Origin of the sequence: Nocardioides deserti (assembly GCF_014266025.1) — a bacterium.
Lineage (GTDB): Bacteria > Actinomycetota > Actinomycetes > Propionibacteriales > Nocardioidaceae > Nocardioides > Nocardioides deserti.
The window spans coordinates 167822-186560 of the sequence record NZ_JACMYC010000001.1 but is presented as its reverse complement, the minus strand read 5'-3'; the positions used below and the strand labels follow the sequence as shown (position 1 = coordinate 186560).

12 protein-coding genes are annotated in these 18739 nt (G+C 74.6%); 5 read left to right on the top strand and 7 right to left on the bottom strand.

Features of this window, described 5'->3' with window-relative positions; translation table 11 throughout:
* The first annotated feature begins 28 nt into the window (after positions 1–28).
* The gene (locus tag H7344_RS00895; protein WP_186344141.1) at positions 29–1876 is read left to right on the top strand and encodes a hypothetical protein; all 1848 of its coding nucleotides are present in this window, start codon (positions 29–31) and stop codon (positions 1874–1876) included.
* Complete coding sequence (locus H7344_RS00890; protein WP_186344140.1) at positions 1873–3093, top strand: acyltransferase family protein; 1221 nt, start codon at positions 1873–1875, stop codon at positions 3091–3093. Before H7344_RS00895 ends, H7344_RS00890 begins: the two co-directional genes overlap by 4 nt.
* Here H7344_RS00890 and H7344_RS00885 read toward each other — a convergent pair.
* Both H7344_RS00885 and H7344_RS00880 read right to left on the bottom strand, forming a co-directional pair.
* Positions 2985–7118 carry an alpha-(1->3)-arabinofuranosyltransferase domain-containing protein gene (locus tag H7344_RS00885; RefSeq protein WP_186344139.1) on the bottom strand — a complete coding sequence of 1378 codons (4134 nt, stop codon included), beginning with the start codon at positions 7116–7118 and terminating at the stop codon, positions 2985–2987. The genes H7344_RS00890 and H7344_RS00885 overlap by 109 nt on opposite strands.
* Entirely contained in the window at positions 7115–7888 is a 774-nt protein-coding gene (locus H7344_RS00880; RefSeq protein WP_229706823.1) for a class I SAM-dependent methyltransferase, read from the bottom strand. The genes H7344_RS00885 and H7344_RS00880 overlap by 4 nt, the downstream gene beginning before the upstream one ends.
* Positions 7889–7921: 33 nt before the next feature.
* On the opposite strand from H7344_RS00880, the gene H7344_RS00875 reads away from it, so the two are divergent.
* On the top strand, positions 7922–9184 hold the full coding sequence (locus H7344_RS00875) for a glycosyltransferase family 4 protein (RefSeq protein WP_229706824.1): 1263 nt from the start codon (positions 7922–7924) through the stop codon (positions 9182–9184).
* Between the two features lie 33 nt (positions 9185–9217).
* On the opposite strand, the gene H7344_RS00870 is transcribed toward H7344_RS00875, so the two are convergent.
* Positions 9218–9373 (bottom strand): hypothetical protein, encoded by a 156-nt coding sequence (locus H7344_RS00870; RefSeq protein ID WP_166190635.1) that lies wholly within the window; start codon positions 9371–9373, stop codon positions 9218–9220.
* A 75-nt stretch (positions 9374–9448) separates the two neighbouring features.
* Entirely contained in the window at positions 9449–11146 is a 1698-nt protein-coding gene (locus tag H7344_RS00865; RefSeq protein WP_186344138.1) for a hypothetical protein, read from the bottom strand.
* 57 nt (positions 11147–11203) lie between these two features.
* On the opposite strand from H7344_RS00865, the gene H7344_RS00860 reads away from it, so the two are divergent.
* A complete protein-coding gene (locus H7344_RS00860) occupies positions 11204–12466 on the top strand; it encodes a lipopolysaccharide biosynthesis protein (protein WP_186344137.1) in 1263 nt (420 codons plus the stop codon).
* Between the two features lie 52 nt (positions 12467–12518).
* On the opposite strand, the gene H7344_RS00855 is transcribed toward H7344_RS00860, so the two are convergent.
* Positions 12519–14621 (bottom strand): SpoIIE family protein phosphatase, encoded by a 2103-nt coding sequence (locus H7344_RS00855; RefSeq protein ID WP_186344136.1) that lies wholly within the window; start codon positions 14619–14621, stop codon positions 12519–12521.
* A gap of 191 nt (positions 14622–14812) precedes the next feature.
* A complete protein-coding gene (polA, locus tag H7344_RS00850; protein ID WP_186344135.1) occupies positions 14813–17515 on the bottom strand; it encodes a DNA polymerase I in 2703 nt (900 codons plus the stop codon).
* Positions 17516–17570: 55 nt separating this feature from the next.
* Between polA and H7344_RS00845 the strand changes: the two genes are divergently transcribed.
* On the top strand, positions 17571–17990 hold the full coding sequence (locus H7344_RS00845; RefSeq protein ID WP_229706825.1) for a hotdog fold thioesterase: 420 nt from the start codon (positions 17571–17573) through the stop codon (positions 17988–17990).
* A 31-nt stretch (positions 17991–18021) separates the two neighbouring features.
* On the opposite strand, the gene H7344_RS00840 is transcribed toward H7344_RS00845, so the two are convergent.
* A complete protein-coding gene (locus tag H7344_RS00840) occupies positions 18022–18588 on the bottom strand; it encodes a GNAT family N-acetyltransferase (RefSeq protein ID WP_186344133.1) in 567 nt (188 codons plus the stop codon).
* Positions 18589–18739: the final 151 nt, after the last annotated feature.

Genomic DNA, 18739 nt, shown 5'->3' with positions numbered 1-18739 from the left:
TGTGGGCGGGGACGGGCAGACTTCGCGCGTGCGCGCAGCGATGAGACGACTCGCCCGGACGCCTCGCCCGGGCGACCTGCCACCGCTCGATCCCCGGGCGGTCGTGCTGGGCTCGGCGGCGGCGATGGTGCTGGCGCACGTCGGCTTCCGCACCTGGGCGGTGTGGGGCGGGTTCTTCTACGGCGACGACTACCAGCTGGTCCGCGAGGGTCGGGAGGCCGGACTGTCGGCCGAGGGCCTGGTGGAGCCGTACGCCGCGCAGTTCATGCCGGTCGGGCGGTTCCTGGGCTGGCTCGGGGGCGTGCCCGACCACCTCTCCTGGCCGCTGCTGGCCGCGACGAGCATCGTCATGCAGGCCGTCGCGGCGATCGCGTGCCTGTGGATGCTGGTGACGCTCTTCGGGGTCCGGGGCCGGGTGCTGGTGCCGCTCGCGCTCTACCTGTCGACCGCGATGACGATGCCGGCGTTCATGTGGTGGGCCGCGGCGCTGAACCAGGTGCCGATGCAGGCGGTGTTCTTCGCGGCGGTCGCCGCCTGGGTCAACTACCTGCGCTCGCGCCGCCTGCGGTGGCTGGCGGTGACGCTGCTGGTCCTGGCCTTCGGGCTCTGCTGCTACGTCAAGACCCTCCTGGTCTTCCCGGTGCTCGCCTTCGTCGCCGTCGCCTACTTCGCGGTTGGTGGGCCGGTACGCCGCGTGGTCACGGTCCTGCGCCGCTACTGGCCGGCCGTCCTCGCCGGCATCGCCGGTGGCGTGGCGTTCCTCGTCTACTACGTCGTCGCCGTCCCGCAGATCTCCTCCGACGAGCGGCCGGTCGGCGCGGCGGAGCTGGCCGGGCGCCTGGTCGGCGACTCCTTCACGACCGCGCTCTTCGGCGGCCCGTGGCACTGGGACACCGACATCGCGCCGGTCTCCCGGGCGGTGCCGCCGACCTGGGCGGTCCACCTGTGCTGGACCGGCATCGCCCTGGTGGTCATCGGCGTCGCGCTGCGCCGCGACCGCACGCTGCGCGCCTGGGTCCTGCTCGCGGCGTACGTCGCCGCCGACTACGTCCTGCTGCTCACCACCCGCGCCCAGGTGGTCGGGGCGGTCGTCGGCACGGAGTACCGCTACCTCACCGACGCCGCGTGCGCGGTCACGCTCTGCCTGGGCCTGGCCACAATGGAGCTGCGCGGGGCCGACCAGTCGAGCCGCACGCGGGCCGAGCCGCTCCTGGCCCGCGCCCCGGGTCCGCGCTGGATCGCCGCGGCCACCGTGCTCGTCGCCGTCTCCGGCACGCTCAGCTCCTGGGCCTACGCCCGCGTCTGGCACGTCGAGAACCCCGGCAAGGACGTGCTCGCGGCGGCCCGGGACGAGCTCGACGGCTTCGGCGCCCTCGACCTCGCCGACCAGCCGCTGCCCTCGAACGTCAGCGGCGCCTTCGGCGCGCCGTACAACCTGACCTCGACGCTGCTGCCGATGCTCACCCCGGCCGCGCGGTTCCCCGACAGCACCGACCGGCTCCACCTGCTCACCGACGACGGGCGGGTCCTGCCGGCCGAGGTCGACGAGGCCACGGCGGCGCTGCGGGGGCCGGTGGCGGGCTGCGGCTGGCGCGTGCGTAGCGACTCCCGGGTGCTGCCGCTCGAGACCCGGGCGGTCGGCGTGCCGTGGTGGCTGCGGATCGAGTACCTCAGCTCCGGCGACACCGGCCTGCGGGTGACGGCCGGCGGCGACACGACCACGGCCGACCTGACCGGAGGCCTGGGGACGGTGCTGGTGCGGATCGACGCGGAGCACTCGTTCGGGGCGATCACTCTCGACGGCCTGGACCCCGGTGTCACCCTGTGCGTGGACGAGCTCGTGGTGGGCCAGCCCGAGACCGAGGAGGACCGATGACGACCGTGGCGGCGGCTCCTGTCGAGCTAGACACCGACGTCAGGCCCCGGTTCCCGGCGCTGGACGCGATGCGCGCGGTCGGCGCACTCGCCGTGGTCACCACGCACGTGGCGTTCTGGTCCGGCGACTACGGGCGGCACGGCTTCTGGGGCGTGACGCTGGCCCGGCTCGACGTCGGGGTGGCGGTGTTCTTCGTGCTCTCCGGCTTCCTGCTCTCCCGGCCCTACCTCGCCCGCGCCGCGGCGGGGCTGCGGCGTCCGGCGACCCGGACCTACCTGTGGCACCGGTTCCTGCGGATCACCCCGGTGTACGTCGTCGCGGTCGTGCTCGCGCTGTCGTTCATCCACGACAACCGCGACCGCAGCCCCGGCGGGTGGGCCACGACGCTGCTCATGCTCGACACCTTCGTCGCGCCCCGGCCGCCGGACGGCCTGACCCAGATGTGGAGCCTCGCGGTCGAGGTCTGCTTCTACCTGCTGCTGCCGCTCCTGATGCTGCTCGCGACGGGCCGCCGCGCGCTGCGGCCCCTGCGCGTCGCGCTCGTCCTGGCCGCGATGACCGCGGTGACCGTGTGGTGGCACCTCGACGGCGCCGACCGGGCCGACGGCCTCTCCGGCGGTAGCCCGGAGCAGTGGCTCCCGGGCTACCTCACCTGGTTCGCCGCCGGCATCGGGCTGGCGCTCGTGCACGTGCTGGCCACCCGCGGCGCGCCCGCCGCGCGGCGGTTCCTCGCCGTGGGCCGCCAGCCCGGGGCGTGCTGGACCCTGGCCGGAGCGCTGCTGCTCGTCTCCTCCACGCCCCTGGCCGGCCCGGCGCTCCTCATCGCGCCGACGACCACGGAGTCGCTGACCAAGAACCTGCTCTACACGGTGATCGGCCTGCTGCTCGTCCTCCCCGCCGTCGTCGCCGACGAGCGCAGCGGCTTCGGGCGGTTCATGGGGCACCGCCTCGTCCGCCGCCTCGGCCTGACGTCGTACAGCCTCTTCGCGCTGCACCTGCCCGTGCTGCACCTGGTGATGTGGCTGACCGGGTGGCAGATCTTCGGCGGCCACGGTCTGCAGCTGTGGCTGCTGACGATGGCCGGCAGCCTGGTCGCCGCGGAGCTGGGCTACCGGCTGCTCGAGGTCCCGGCGATGCGCCTCAAGCGCCTCGTCCCGCCGCCCCGCGAGGAGCCGACGGCGGCCACGACGGCGACGAACGGCACCAGCGCGAGGTAGCCGACCCACGCGTCGTTCCCGGCCCAGCCGGCGCTGCTCCCCCACGGCGTGACGGCGTACGCCGCCGCCGCGAGCAGCACGGGCAGGGCCAGCGCCCAGGGGCGCACCTCGGGAGCGCGCCGCCCGAGCAGCACCAGCGCGCCGGTGGTGACCGCGCCGACCACGAGGCCGATGGTCCCGCCGACCAGCCCGGCACCGGCCAGCGCGAGGACGACGGCGACGGCTGGCGGCACGCGCCGGTCGGTCAGCGGCGCGGGCGTCGGGCCGCTCCACCGGCGGCGGGTCAGCACGACGACGGCGAGCAGCGCCAGCAGGGCGACCGCGCCGCCGGCCAAGCCCGCCCGGTAGGTCCGGTCGGGGGCGAAGCGGACCTCCACCGGATCCTCGCCGGAGACCCGGAAGCCCTGCTGCCAGCCGTCGAGGACGACCGGCTCGAGCTCCTCGCCGGCCTGGGTGGCGACCCAGCCCGGGTTGGCGTTCTCGCGCAGCGCGACCACCGTGTCGTCCGCGGCCGGCTGGAGCACGCGACGGACCGGTCCGGACAGGTCCTCGTCCGCGGCGGTCGCGGCGGCGGCCGGTCCCGGGTCGTCGGTCGAGGTGAGCACGACCGAGGCCGTCTCGAAGGCGTCGCTGCGGGCGGCCGTCACCTCGACCGTCCCGGCCGGCAGCAGGACCGGCGCGTCGCCGGTGAGGACGCCGCACGGCTCGGCCGAGACCTCGACCCCGCGCAGCAGCTGGAGCGGGGACGCCGTCACCGCGGTGCGGAGCCGGCGGGGGCCGACCTGGACGTCCGGGCCGGACCCGCACGGCTGCCGGACCTCCTCCGCCGAGGGGCGCAGCGGGAAGTAGGGCACGCCGGTGAGCGTCACCTCGCCGACCCCGATCGGCACCTCGCTCGAGGAGCCGTCGAAGGTCAGGTCGGTCGCGCGCTCGGCGGACAGCACCCGGATGCGCACGCCGTCCGCGCGCACGCCCGGGAACGCCGACCGGCCGTCGCGGCCGAGCTCGACGTCCCGCTCGGCGACGATCCGTCCTCGGCGGGTGAAGGTCAGCACGACGTGGTCGGGCAGCCGCGCGGCGGTGTCGAGGTCGACGTCGAGGTCGATGCCGGTCACCAGGCGCGGGTCGAGCCAGGACAGGACGAGCTCGACCTGCTCGTCGTCGGGGCCGGCGAGCCAGGCGCTGGCGGGGTCGCCGTCGATCGCGGCGACCGCCCCGGCCCGCGGGTCCGGCAGCGCCAGCGAGGACGCCGCGGCCGCGCCGGCCCGGTCCGCCAGGACCAGCGCGTCCAGCGCGCCGCCGGCGCGGGGGCGCGCCGTCAGGGACACGTCGTACGCGCCGGCCTCCGGGAGGTCGAAGGAGCGGCGCACGACGGGGCCGTCCTCGGACGCCCGGTCGCGCCCGACGGCGCAGCGGTCCTCGAAGCCGATGACCACGCAGCCGGTGCGGGCGTCGAGGTCGGCGTTCATGACGACGACGTCGGGTCGGCCCCAGGCCTCGGGCAGGGTCGGCAGCTCCAGGACCCGGCGCACCGAGAGCCCGGGCACGTCGACCTCGGCGAGCGCCAGGCGGCCGGCCGAGGGGCCCTCGACGGCCTCGACCCGCAGCCAGGTGATCTCCGTGCCGCCGTCCTCGGCGGGCGGGAGCAGCAGGCGGCGGGTGCCGCCCCGGCTGATCGTCACGGGCTCGGAGGCGCCGTGCTCGGTGACGGCACGCAGGCGCTGCCGTCCCTCCCGCGCGGACGCGGTGACGGTGAGCGACTCGACCTCGAGCGGCTCCTCGAGGTCGACCCGCCACCAGGGCGTGCCGTCGGCACTGAAGCCGGAGTCCCATGCCGTGTCGACCGCGCCGTCGAGCGCGGCGACCGGCAGCGCGCCGCGGTGACTGCCCCCGGCGGCGTCGGCGTCGGAGAGCGAGGAGGACGCGGAGACCGAGCGCGCGCCCTCGAGGCGGCCGGTGGTCGTCCAGCGGTCCATGTCCGCGAGCGGGTAGTCGCGGACCGGGCGGTCGGCCTGCGCGTCGTCACCAGGTGTCGAGACCGGCGAGGTCCCGTCGTGGATGCGGGCGAACGAGCGCTCGCGGTCGCGCAGGCCGTCGGTGAGCACGACCCGGCCGGGCGCCGCCCCGTCGGTCGCCGCCGGGGCGTCGGGCGCCAGCACCACCGGCGCGTCGCCCAGCACGTCGAGGTCGAGCAGGTCGGGCAGGTCCTCCGGCCCGGCGGCGAGCACGGTCGGGTCGTCGGCGGAGACCGCGGCCGGCGGCGTCGGGGACACGGCGTACACCTCGACCGCGGCGTGCTCGGTCTGCCGACCGCCGTTGACGAGCACCCGCTCCTGGCCGTCGCGCAGGTGCGCCTCGCCGCCGATCAGCGGACCGAACTCGGCGACCCGCTCGATGCCGGGCGACGCGTCGAGGGCCTGGTGCACCAGCACCGGGTCCGGCACGTCGCCGGAGCGCTCGAGGTCGTTGCGGACCACGAGGTGCTGGACGCCGGCGCGGCGCAGGGCCGCGGTGAGGCCCGGCGAGCCGTCGCCCTGGGTCAGGCGCCGCTCGATGCCGTCGAACATGCGGATGGTGGCGGGCGGGGTCAACGGGATCACGTTGCGGACCGCCCAGCGCGAGTCCGCGAGCCACTGCATCGGTTCGTCGGCGGTGTCGCCCCAGAGGTACTCGCCGAACGGCGACCCCGGCACGAGCAGGGCCGTGCCGCCGCTGGACTCCGCGGCGACGTAGTCGGCGGCCTCGTGCCAGTACTCCGGCACACCGAGCGTCGCCCCGGCCGGCTGGACCCGACCCTGCACGGCGGGGGCCGCGCACCCGACCACGGCGACGACCGCGGCAGCCACCAGCACCCGCCGGTTGACGCGGTCCGCGCGGGGGGCGTCGGGCTGCTCGCGCAGCGCGGTCAGCATGCGCTCGACGACGAAGGCGAGGCCGAGCACGAGCGGCAGCCGGATGATGGGGTCGAACTTGTGCACGTTGCGCAGAGGGGCCAGCACGCCGTCGAGCAGGTCGGCCACCGGCGCGGCGAGCCAGCCCTCGACGGCGCCGCGGTGCCCGGCGGTGACCATGAGGACGCCGACCAGCAGCGACAGGCCGAGGAACGCGCGGTGCGGGGTCCGGCGGTCCAGCAGCCCGGCGACGCCGAGGAGCAGCAGCACACCGCTGAGCACGATGACCCAGGAGGTGCGGAGCAGGTCGTTGCCGGCGCGCGAGCCGGCGTCGGCGTACGGCACCCAGTTGGAGGTCCCGCGCAAGGCGTCGAAGACCGTCGTGGGGAACGTCGTGACCGTCGTGGTCTCGATGAAGTCGAGGAAGGGCGGGCTGTAGGCGCCCATGACGAACAGCGGGACCAGCCACCACAGCGTGCCGAGCGCGGTGAACAGCGGCCACCACAGCATCAGCGCCCGGCGGCGCGGCCCGGGGGTGCGGGTGAGCAGCCACACGATCCCCAGCGGCAGCACCGCGAAGGTGGCCGCGGCGTTCACGCCGCCGACCATCGCGACCGCCAGGGCGGAGAGCGCGGCCGCGCGGCGCGGCGAGCCCTGCGTCGCGCGGCGCACCAGCGGGAGCAGCACCCAGGGCGCCAGCGCGCTCGGCCACGCCTCGATCGAGATCGGGCCCAGCGTGGTGAGCAGCCGCGGCGAGAGCGCGAAGGCGAAGCCCGCGAGCAGGCAGGCCAGGTCGGAGCGGACGCCGAGCGCGCGGGCGACCTTCGCGGTGCCCGCGAAGGCGACCGACATGACCAGCCCCTGCCACAGCCGTTGCACGACCCACCCCGGCAGGTCGACGAGCCAGCCGAGCAGGAAGAACGGCCCCATCGGCCAGAGGTAGCCGTAGGCCTGGTTCTGCAGCTGGCCGAACGCGCCCTCGGCGTCCCACAGGTGGAGCGCACGGGAGAGCCAGTCGGCCGGGGCCAGGACGAGGTCGAGCTTGGTGTCCGCGGCCAGCAGGCCCGGGTCCTGCACGAACGCCAGGCCGACGAGGACCGCGCAGGAGGCCAGCAGCCGGAACCGGAAGGTCACCGCTTGCGCAGGACGATCACGAGGTTCCACGTCACCACCTCACGCACGAGCGGCACCCGCAGGAGGAACTGCGACCAGCGCGGGTTGTAGCGCGGGGTGAGGTCGACGACCTCGGCCACCCCGAGCTGCTCCTGGGCCCGGGCCCAGCGCAGCCCCGCGCCGGCGGTGACGGCGAAGAGCGACTCGCCGTACTTGTTCTTCGGCTCGTGGCCGTGCTTCGCGGCGTACCTCCGCCGCGCCCGCCGCCCGCCGAGGTAGTGCCACGGCGCGGTCTCGTGACCGCCCCACGGGCCGAACCACAGCGTGTAGGAGATGAAGACCGTGCCGCCGGGGGCCGTCACGCGCACCATCTCGTCGGCCATCCGCCACGGGTCGCGCACGTGCTCGAGGACGTTGGAGGAGTAGCAGACGTCGACCGAGCCGGTGCGGAACGGCAGCTCCATCCCGCTGCCGACGACCGTCCCCGAGGCGATGCCGCCGAGGCCGGCGAGCTCGCCGACGTCGGCGTCGAGGGCCCAGTACGTCGCACCCGCGGCGCGGAAGGCGTCGCGGAAGTAGCCCGGTCCCCCGCCGACGTCCAGCAGCACGGCGCCGTCCAGCGGGACGTAGGTCGACAGCTGGTCCGCGGAGTCCTCGGCCAGCGCGGTGTAGAAGCGCGCCGGGTCGTCCTGCTCGTGGCCGAACTCCCGGAAGAGGCGGACCGAGCGGCGCATGGTGGCCTTCCAGGGCCCCCGCTGACGGGTCGTCGGGGACGGGGTCTGGCTCGGCACGCCGGAACCTTACCCACTGGTACCTTCGCGCGGGTGGGAGATCTGGGCGACGAGGCGGCCGACGGAGCGGTGGACACCCTCGAGCCGTTGCGCGGCAAGCACGTCGCCTTCCTGAGCTGGCGCGACACGCGCAACCCGGAGGGCGGCGGCGCGGAGCGCTACCTGGAGAAGATGGCCGCAGGGCTCGTCGCCCGCGGCTGCCGGGTCACAATCTTCTGCGCCGCGCACGCGGCCGCGCCACCGGAGGAGGTCGTCGACGGGATCCGGTTCGTGCGCCGCGGCTCGAAGCTCTCGGTCTACCCCGCGGGCATGCGGGCGCTGGCTTCCGGCGAGCTGGCCGGCGGCGGCCAGGGCGAGGTGGACCTCGTCGTCGACGTGCAGAACGGGCTGCCGTTCTTCAGCCGGCTGGTCACCCGCAAGCCGGTCGTCGTGCTCGTCCACCACGTCCACCGCGAGCAGTGGCCGGTCGTCTACAGCGGCCTCACCGCGCGCGTCGGGTGGTGGATCGAGCGACGGCTGGCGCCGTGGCTCTACCGCCGCAACCAGTACGTCGCCGTCTCCCGCGCCACGCGGTCGGAGCTGCGCGAGCTGGGCGTGCGCGGTCCGCGGGTCGCCGTCGTCCACAACGGCACCGACCCGGTCGTGCCCGTCGACCCGGGCAAGGCGCCCACGCCGACGATCGCCGTCGTCGGCCGGCTGGTGCCGCACAAGCAGGTCGAGCACGCCATCGACGCGGCGCTCACGCTGCGCGCCGAGCACCCCGACCTGCGCCTGCACGTGGTCGGCGGCGGCTGGTGGGAGGCGCAGCTCCAGGAGTACGCCCGCTCCCACGGGGCCGGCGACACCGTGGTCTTCGAGGGCCATGTCGACGAGGCGCGCAAGCACGAGGTCTACGAGCGGGCCTGGCTTCTGGTCCTGCCGTCGCTGAAGGAGGGTTGGGGGCTCGTCATCGGCGAGGCCGGCATGCACGCCACGCCGACCGTGGCCTACCGCTCGGCCGGGGGCACCCAGGAGTCGGTCGCCGACCACCGGTCGGGACTGCTCGTGGACGCGCCCGAGGAGCTCACCGCGGCGATCGGGCTGCTGCTGCGCGACCGCGAGGAGCGCGAGCGGCTCGGGAAGGGCGCGCGCGAGATGAGCCACGCCTACACGTGGCAGCACGCCCAGCACTCGTTCGCGCTGGTGGTCCTGGCCGCGCTCGAGGGCACGCCCGTCGACAGCCAGGACCCAGAAGATCCCGACGAGGTGCTCGCCCCGCGCCGACGCCGCCGGGGACCGGGACGCAAGCGCGGCTGAGGAGCTCCGCAGCCGGGATCTGAGGGGCTGTGGTCAGCCCTCGGTGCCGTACTGGATGACCGGCTGGTTGACGTTCGCCGGCGACTCGCCACTCGAGCTCGTCTGCGACGACACGACACCGACGATCGTGGCCGACGCGACGATGCCGCCGATGGCCAGGCTGCCGAAGGTGCTCAGGATGCTTCCCACGTGAAAACCCCTCCCTAGGTTCGGCCAGAACCGTAACAGCGGGAAACCCCGCGCGCCGCATTTCGGAGAGTTCCGTCACGTCGGCCGAGGGGACCGCCCATCCGGCGTCCCGCGACCCCTTCGCCGGCGCGTCACCGCGAGCCCGATCGCCGCGAAGGACGACGCAGCCCACAGCGCCCACGCGACGGCCGTCGCCACCACCCATGACGTCGGGACCGGACGCTCGCGCGCTCCGTCGAGCTCCACCACGAGCAGCTCCTCGCTGTCGAGCAGCACCCGGCCCTCGATGGACAGCGATGGGCCGGGCGCGAGCCGGTCGACCGCGATGACGCCGATGCCGAGGTCGGCCAGCCGCGCGGCGCGCTCCACCAGCGTGCCCGCGTCGAGCGCCGCGGCCGCCTCGCGCACGCGGGGGTCCTCCCCCGCGACCGTCACGTCGGAGACCACCAGCTCGTCGCTGGCGACCACGTCCCGCGGCAGGTGCCGCGGGAGCGGGTCGAGCACCTTGCGGTCGTGGTTCCACGACGGCTGGCGGTAGCTGGACAGCGGCAGCGCGAGCACGTCGCCCGGCCCCGCGTCGTCCACGGCGTCGCGCGCCGCGGCGTACGACGCCGGGTAGGTGGTGGGGTCGAGGCGGCCGGAGAGGCCGAGCGCCGCGTCGGGCAGGAGCGTGACCGGCGAGACCACGAGCGCGCCGGCGAGCACCAGGCGGGGGCCGAGGTCACGGACGCGGCGGAGCAGGGCGGCCGCGCCGCAGCCGGCGAGCACCGCGACGAGCGGGGCGCACAGCACGAGCAGGCGGGAGCCGTCGCGGACGACGCCGACGCCCGGGACGTTCTCGGCCAGCCAGCCGACCGCGCCCGGGGCCGCCCAGGTGAGCAGGGCGAGCGAGAGGCCGACCGTCCAGCAGACGAGGAGCGCGACCGCGTCGCGGCGGGGCGTGGCGCGCAGCCAGGTCCGCGTCCCGACCGCGGCGAGCGCGACGAGGAGCAGCAGCCCGAGCCAGGCCAGCACGCCGTCGCGGGAGGGCAGGACGACCTCGCCGTTCCAGACCCCGCCGAGCACCAGCGCGGCGAGTGGGGGCGGGAGGGCGCCGTCGGGTCCCAGCGCGAAGAGCTCCGCCCCGGCGGCGTCGGTCCGCGCGTCCGCCGCGTGCAGCGCGCCGGTGACCAGCCACGGGAGGTTCGCCACGAGCACGATCCCGAGCGCGGGGAGGGTGCGCCGGCCGCCGGCCGCGGCCGCGAGCACCGCCACTGCCGTCGCGAGACCGGCGCTCACGCTCAGGCAGCCGAGCGGCGCGAGCACCAGCAGGGACGCGGGCAGCGTGCCGGTCTCCCGCCAGCGGCGACCCGCGAGCAGCACCCACGGGAGGACGGCGTACCCCACCAGCACGGGCCAGTGCCCCAGCAGCAGACGCTCGGTGACGTAGGGGTTCCACTGGTAGACCGACACCGCCACCAGCTGGGAGGCGAGCGACTCCCCCGGCACCAGGCGCCGCGCACCGAGGCCGCCGCCGACGAGGGCGGCGAGCAGCACGACCTTCTGCAGCAGCGCGCCGGGCACGACCTCGTCGAGGACCGCCACGACCGCGTCGGAGGGCACCGCGCGCGGCAGGCCGGAGCCGACGCCCCACACGTCGGGTCGCACGGCGAGGTCCGGCACCCAGACCATGTCGTAGGTCAGCAGGAACCCCGGACCGAGGGCGGGACCGAGCAGCAGCAGCGCCAGGGCGAGGGACCACGCACGCGGCACCCACGCACGCCAGTCGGACACGCGGCGATCCAACCATCCCGCGTCGGGCGCGGCGGGCCGCCCCTTAGGCTGCCCCGCGTGTCCGAGACCGCCGGCGGCTTCCGCGCGCTGCTGAGGAGCGGCGCCGCGCTCGCGGTCGCCATGGCCGTCATGAACGTCGCGACCTACGGCTACACCGTGCTGGTCGCCCACCTCGTCGGCCCCAGCGACTTCGGCGCGTTCTCGGCGATCATGGGCGTGCTGCTCGTCGTCAACGTGCTCTCCCTCGGCCTGCAGGCCACCGGCGCCCGCCGGATCTCGGCCTCGCCGGAGTCCGTCGTCGCGGTCGAGCGGGTCGTGCTGGGCGTGTCCTACCGCAGCGCCCTCGTCCTCGCGCTCGTCCTGCTCGCCCTCGCGCCGGTGATGAACGCCGTGCTGCGCCTCGAGAGCCTCCCGACCGCCGCGCTGGTCGCCCTCACCGCGGCCCCGCTCACCATCATGGGCGGCCAGGCCGGCGTGCTCCAGGGCGAGCGACGGTGGGCGCCGCTCTCGCTGGTCTACCTCGCCCAGGGCGTCGGCCGGGTCGCGGCGGGTGTCGGCTTCCTGCTCGTCTGGCGCACGGAGTTCGCCGCCGTCCTCGGCGTCGCGATCGGCGCCTGGCTGCCGGTCGTGATCGGGTACGTCGCCCTGCGCCGTCCCCGGAGCACCACCACCGCCACCCAGGTCTCCGCGGGCGAGCTGATCCGCGAGGTGGCCGGCAGCAGCCAGGCCCTGCTCGCGTTCTTCGCGCTCTCCAACGCCGACATCCTGCTCGCCCGCGCGGTCCTCGACGACCACACCGCCGGCCTCTACGCGGGCGGGCTGATCCTGGTCAAGGCGATCCTCTTCCTGCCGCAGTTCGTCGCGGTCATCGCCTTCCCCTCGATGGCCACCCGCGGCGCCGACAGCAGCACGCTGGTCAAGGCGCTCGTCGTCGCGCTTGCCCTCGGGCTGTGTGGCATGGGCGGCACCCTGCTCCTCCCCGACCTCGCGCTGGTCTTCGTCGGCGGCGAGGACTTCGAGGAGGTCAAGGACCTGCTCTGGCTCTTCGCCCTCGTCGGCACCCTGCTCTCGATGGTCCAGCTGCTCCTCTACTCCGCCCTGGCCCGGCAGCAGTGGCGCGCGATCCTCGCGATCTGGGCGACCCTGGTCGCGCTGCTGTGCAGCGCCCCGTTCGTCCACTCCGTCGAGGCGCTCGTCAGCCTGGTCCTCGGCCTCGACGCCGCCCTCTTCACCGTCCTCATCGCGGTCGCGATCTTCGGCCGCCCCGCCGCTCCGCCGGTCGAGGAGCGAGCCCCGGAGAGCGTCGACGAGACCCGGTGACCGCGGTCGCCGCCCTGTCGGCCGGCCTCCGCTGCTCGACCAGCGGGGGCGGTCAGGGCAGGAGGTGGATGGCGACGACCACGACGTCGTCGGTGCCGCTGTCGCCGGCGGACGGCTCGACGAGCGTGTCGACGAGGTGGTCGGCGTGCACGGCGTCGCCGGCCGCGACGGCCCGGCGCAGGCGCTCGAGGCCGACGTCGAGCGGTTCGCCGCGACGCTCGACCAGCCCGTCGGTGTAGGCGACCAGCGTCGTGCCCGGCTCGAGGACGCGGCTGGTCTCCCCGCGGTCGGCCGTGCCGAAGCCGAGGATCGTCCCACGGGCCTCCCCCGGGTCGACGACCTCGACGCGGCCGTCGGGGTGCCGCAGCAGCAGCGGTGGGTGGCCGGCGCTCGAGAACGTCAGCCGCCAGCGTCCCCCGGGCAGCGGCTCGACATGGGCGAAGAGCATGGTTGCCATGGGTGAGACGACGTTGAGCGCCGGGAGCAGCAGGTCGACCTGCTCCAGGACCGCCGCCGGTCTCAGCCCCTGCGACGTGGCGGTCGCCCGGAGGATGCCCTTGAGCTGGCCCATCGCCGCGGCGGCGTACACGTCGTGCCCGGTCACGTCGCCGACGGCCAACCCGAACGGTCGGCGTCCGTCCTCGGAGCCGCCCGCACCGTCCGCAGCGCCCGCGGGCAGCTCCAGCACCTCGTAGAAGTCGCCGCCGACCTCGGCCCCGTCCGCGCCGGCCAGGTACCGCGCCTCGACCCGGACGCCGTCGAGGTCGGGCAGCCGCGGCAGCAGGCTGCGCTGCAGCGTCTGGGCGATGAGCGTCTGGGAGGCGTAGAGCCGCAGGTTGTCGAGGATGAGCCCTGCCCGCCGACCGAGGTCCACGGCGACGTCCACGTCGGCATCGGTGAACGAGCCGCCCCGGACCCGGCTCAGCACGACCACGTCGCGCACGCCGAGGCGGCCCGGGAGCGCCACCACCAGCGTGGAGCCGATGGCGAGGAGGTCGGTGGCGTCCTGATCGAGCACGGCGTCGCCGACGTACGCCGCGTGGCTGCCGTCGAGCAACCGGTGCGACCGTCCGTCGAGGACCGTGCGCACCAGCCCGCCGGGCGGGAGCTCGCCGGTCAGCCGCTCGGCGAGCGCCTCGAGCACCGGCACCGCGGCCGGGTCCCGGTGGGCGACGCGGTGCTCGGTGACCGTGCCCTGCTCGTCGGTGTGGAGGAAGACGGCCATGTCCGCCAGCGCCGGCACCAGCAGCTGGAGCAACCGGGCACGCGCCTCGTCGATGTCCAGCTCGCCGCTCAGCTGCTGGCTGGCCTCGGCCATCAGCCGGAGCCTGCCCTCGGCGGCGTCGCGCTGCCGGTCGGCCTCGATCCGGCCGCTGACGTCGCTCTGCACACCGACGTAGTGGGACAGCTCGCCGGCCTCGTCGAGGATCGGCGACATCGTCACCTGGTTCCAGAAGGCGAGCCCGTCCTTGCGGTAGTTCAGCAGCGTCGCGGTGACCGGCTCGCCCGCCCGCAGGGCGTCCCGCACGCGCCCGACCTCGGCGCGGTCGGTCCCGGGCCCCTGGAGGAAGCGGCAGTTGTGGCCGACGGCCTCCTCGAAGGAGTAGCCGGAGGTGACGCTGAAAGCCGGGTTGACCCAGATGAGCGGCATGTCGGGCTGCCGGGCGTCGGCCACCGTGAACGACAGGCCGGTCGCCAGCACGGCCCGGTCGCGCACCCTGGCCTCCTGGTCGGCGAAGGCCTCGACCGCGGCGGCTGCGTGACGCTCGCGGACCGCGAGGAAGACGACGAGCGCGTGGTCGTCGAGCATCGGCGCCCCGGACATCGGCAGGCCGATCATCCACAGCGGCTCGCGCGACGCGCCCATCCCGCTGGTGCGCTGCGCGGAGACCCGCTGGCCCGGCACCGCCTCGGCACGCAGCAGCCTGCTCAGCGGGTGCGCCGAGTCCGACAGCTCCTGACCGGCGGCGTCCCGCAGCTGGGCGGCGACCGACCACCGCTCCAGCGGCACCGGCAGCGCGACGCCCGGTGCGAGCTGCTGGGCGACGTCGTTGGCGTGCACCACCGCGCCCGCTCCGAGGTCGACGACGAGCACCGCGGCCGGTGCCTCGCCGATGACCGCGTGCAGCTCCGACGCCGTCTCGGCACTGCTCATCCGTGGACCACCCTCCCGGGGTCGCCGTGCTTGCTCGACCTGCCTGGCTCGACCTGCCGGACCGACTGTCGGCCGCCGTGCAGGTGGCGTCCGCGCGCGACTCCCCGCGAGTCGCGTCGCGGACACCGGACGGGGTTCGGAGCCGGTCGCCCGCCCGGATGGGTGGTTTCTTCCGGGACGTCAGTGACTGATCAGTGGGCGGCCTCGTGCCAGCTGCGGCCGGTGCCCACCGACACGTCGAGCGGCACGGCGAGCTGGGCGGCGCCGGCCATCTCCCGGCGTACGAGCTCCTCGAGCGCCTCCCGCTCCCCCTCGGCGACCTCGAGCACGAGCTCGTCGTGGACCTGGAGCAGCATCCGCGAGCGCAGCCCGGCCTCGCACACCGCCCGGTCGACGTTGAGCATGGCGATCTTGATCAGGTCCGCGGCCGAGCCCTGGATCGGGGCGTTGAGCGCCATCCGCTCCGCCATCTCCCGGCGCTGACGGTTGTCGCTGGTGAGGTCCGGCAGGTAGCGGCGACGGCCGTAGATCGTCTCGGTGTAGCCGGTGCGTCGGGCCTCGTCGACCACCCCGCCGAGGTAGTCGCGGATGCCGCCGAAGGTCTCGAAGTACTCATCCATCAGCACCCGCGCCTCGGACGGCTCGATGGCCAGCTGCTGGCCCAGGCCGTAGGCCGAGAGCCCGTAGGCCAGGCCGTAGTTCATCGCCTTGATCTTCGCCCGCTGCTCCGGGCCGACCTCCTCGGCCGGCACGTCGAAGACCCGCGCGGCCGTGACGGAGTGGAAGTCGTGGCCCGAGCGGAACGCCTCGATCAGGAGCTCGTCCTCGGAGAGGTGGGCCATGATCCGCATCTCGATCTGGCTGTAGTCGGCCGTCATCAGCGACTCGTGGCCGGGGCCGACCACGAACGCCTCGCGGATCCGCCGGCCCTCCTCGGTGCGGATGGGGATGTTCTGCAGGTTCGGGTCGGTGCTGGAGAGCCGACCGGTGGCGGCGATGGTCTGGTTGAACGTCGTGTGGATCCGCCCGTCGGGCGCCACCGTCTTCAGCAGCCCCTCGATCGTCTGCCGCAGCCGCGCGACGTCGCGGTGCCGCAGCAGGTGCAGCAGGAACGGGTGCTCGGTCTTGACGTAGAGCGCCTGCAGCGCGTCCGCGTCGGTCGTGTAGCCGGTCTTGGTGCGCTTGGTCTTCGGCATGTCCAGCTCGTCGAAGAGCACCACCTGCAGCTGCTTGGGCGAGCCGAGGTTGATCTCCTTGCCGATCACCGCGAAGGCGTCCTCGGCCGCGAGCTTCACCTCGCCGGCGAAGTGCCGCTCGAGCTCCTCGAGGTGCTCGGTGTCGACCGCGATGCCGGTGCGCTCCATCGTGGCCAGCAGGTCCACCAGCGGCAGCTCGATGTCCTCGAGCAGGCGGGTGCCGCCACGGTCGGCGAGCTCCTCGTCCAGCGCGGCGGCCAGGTCCAGCACCGCGCGCGCGTGCAGCATCTCGACCTGTCCGGCGGCCTCGTCGGTGAGGCCGTCGAGGCTGAGCTGCCCGTCGTCGGCGGCACCGGTGCGCAGCTCGCGCTTGAGGTAGCGCACGGTGAGGTCGGCCAGGTCGTAGGAGCGCTGGTCGGGCCGGGCGAGGTACGCCGACAGCGCGGTGTCGCGGGAGAGCCCGGCGAGCGGCATCCCCCAGGCGTCGAGCGCGAGGATCGGCCCCTTGGCGTCGTGCAGCACCTTCGGGCGCGCCGGGTCGCTGAGCCAGACACGCAGGGCCTCCTCGTCGGCGGGGTCCATCGTCTCGGCGGTGACGTACGCCGCCGCGCCCTCGACCGTGGCCAGGGCGAGCGCGTCGACGTCGCCGGTGCCGGCGCCCCACCGGCCCGCGACGTGCACGCCGACCCGGTCGGAGCCGGCGGCGTGCTCGGCGAGCCACGCGGTCAGCTCGCCGGCGCCCAGGACGCTCATCTCGACGTCGAAGCCGGAGTCGTCGATCTCCTCCTCGGAGCTGAGCGTCTCGAAGAGCCGGTCGCGCAGCACCCGGAACTCCAGGCCGTCGAAGAGCGTGTGCACCTCCTGCCGGTCCCAGGGCCGGATCGCCATGTCGGCGGGGGCGAGGTCGAGGTCGAGGTCACGCACCAGCGCGTTGAGCCGGCGGTTGCGGATCACGTCGCCCAGGTGCGCGCGGAGCGCCTCGCCCTTCTTGCCGGTGATCTTGTCGGCGTGGGTGATGACGTTGTCGAGGCCGTCGTAGGTGTTGATCCACTTCGCGGCGAACCCGACGCCGACGCCCGGCACGCCCGGCAGGTTGTCGGAGGTCTCGCCGACGATCGCGGCGATCTCGGGATAGCGGTGCGGCGGAACGCCGTACTTCGCCTCGACCGCCTCGGGGGTCATCCGCGCCAGGTCGGAGACGCCGCGCATCGGGTAGAGCACGGTCGACCGGTCGGTGACCAGCTGCAGGGAGTCGCGGTCGCCGGTGAGGATCAGCACCTCCATGCCGTCCGCGAGGGCCTGGGTCGTGAGCGTGGCGATGATGTCGTCGGCCTCGTAGCCGTCCTTCTTCAGGAACGGGATCCGCAGCGCGTCGAGCACCTCCTCGATCAGCGGCAGCTGGCTGCTGAACTCCCCCGGCGTCTTGGCCCGCTTGGCCTTGTACTCGGCGTACTCCTCCATCCGGAAGGTCTGCCGGGACACGTCGAAGGCGACCGCGAGGTGCGTCGGCTGCTCGTCGCGCAGCACGTTGATGAGCATCGAGGTGAAGCCGTAGACCGCGTTGGTGTGCTGGCCGGTGGTGGTGGAGAAGTTCTCCACCGGCAGGGCGAAGAAGGCGCGGTAGGCCAACGAGTGGCCGTCGAGCAGGAGCAGGCGCGGCGTCGCGGACGTCGGGGCCGAGGTGGGAGCGTCGGTCACCCGTCGACTCTATCCGCCGTCACCGACGGTCGAGGGGTCGGCGAGAATGCCTCGCATGGACGTCGAGGAGTACCTGGCGCAGATGCCGCAGGGCATGGGCACGCTGAACGAGAAGATGGGCATCGAGCTGGTCGAGCTCTCCGCCGAGCGGGTCGTCGCGACGATGCCGGTCGAGGGCAACGGGCAGCCCTACGGGCTGCTCCACGGCGGCGCGTCGGTCGTGCTCGCTGAGAGCCTCGGCTCGATCGGCTCGGGCATCCACGCCCACCCCGACCGGGTCCCGGTCGGCGTCGACATCAACGCCACCCACCACCGCTCCGCGACCTCCGGTCTCGTCACCGGCGTCGCGACGCCGATCCACCTCGGGCGCACGTCGGCGTCCTACGAGGTCGTCATCACCGACGAGCGCGGCAAGCGGGTGTGCACCTCGCGGATCACCTGCGCCCTGATCCCCAAGGAGCGGGTCGGCCTCTGAGTCGCTCGCGCCCCTCGGGGCCGGGCCGACGCTAGCTCGTCGCCTGCGAGCGGCGCTGCGAGCGCCGGGCGGCGAGCACCTGGGTGAGCTGGCGCCCGCCCCGCTCGTGCGCCGGGCGCAGCGCCGTCAGCCGCGCCCGCAGCGCGTGCGTGCTGGCGACGCGGAGCACCGCCTGCGGGCCCAGGCCGAGGCGGGCCATGAAGCGGTTCGCATCGCGTGAGCCGGACGTCGCCGCGGTCGCGACGTGGCCGACCCCCTGCTCCTCGGCGAAGGTCACGGCCGCCTCCATGAGCGCGCGGCCCACGCCGTGGCGGCGGTACTTGGGCAGCACGTGCGGCGAGAGCGCCTGCACGGTCTGGTCGAGGTTGAGCGGGCTCAACGTCGTGACCCGCAGGAAGACCGCGGCGGCCGGGTTCCCGTCGTACTCCGCGACGACGATGCGCTCCTCGGGCGACTGCGCGGCGGCCTTGATGATCAGCTCGAGGTCCGCCACCTGCTCGTGACGGTCCGCCCGGCGCAGGTCGTCGACCCACAGGTCCGCCAGCAGCGCCGCGTCCGTGAGCTCGGCGCACCTCAACGTCACCACTGAGCGGTGCATGCGCCCTGCCTTCCCCCTGCCCTGACGGGCACCACGGATCCAACTGGTCGGCGTCCGGTCCCCGAGGACCCGACCTGCTCCGGCGAGACTACGCTCCCTGCGCCGGTCTTGTCAGACCCGAGCTCAGAGCCCGAGCTCAGAGCCGAGTGAG

Excerpts from the sequence above, each read along its gene's own strand:
- H7344_RS00890 (WP_186344140.1), top strand. The coding sequence starts at position 1,873 with ATGACGACCGTGGCGGCGGCTCCTGTCGAGCTAGACACCGACGTCAGG.
- H7344_RS00840 (WP_186344133.1), bottom strand. The coding sequence starts at position 18,588 with ATGCACCGCTCAGTGGTGACGTTGAGGTGCGCCGAGCTCACGGACGCG.
- H7344_RS00845 (WP_229706825.1), top strand. The coding sequence starts at position 17,571 with ATGGACGTCGAGGAGTACCTGGCGCAGATGCCGCAGGGCATGGGCACG.
- H7344_RS00855 (WP_186344136.1), bottom strand. The coding sequence starts at position 14,621 with ATGAGCAGTGCCGAGACGGCGTCGGAGCTGCACGCGGTCATCGGCGAG.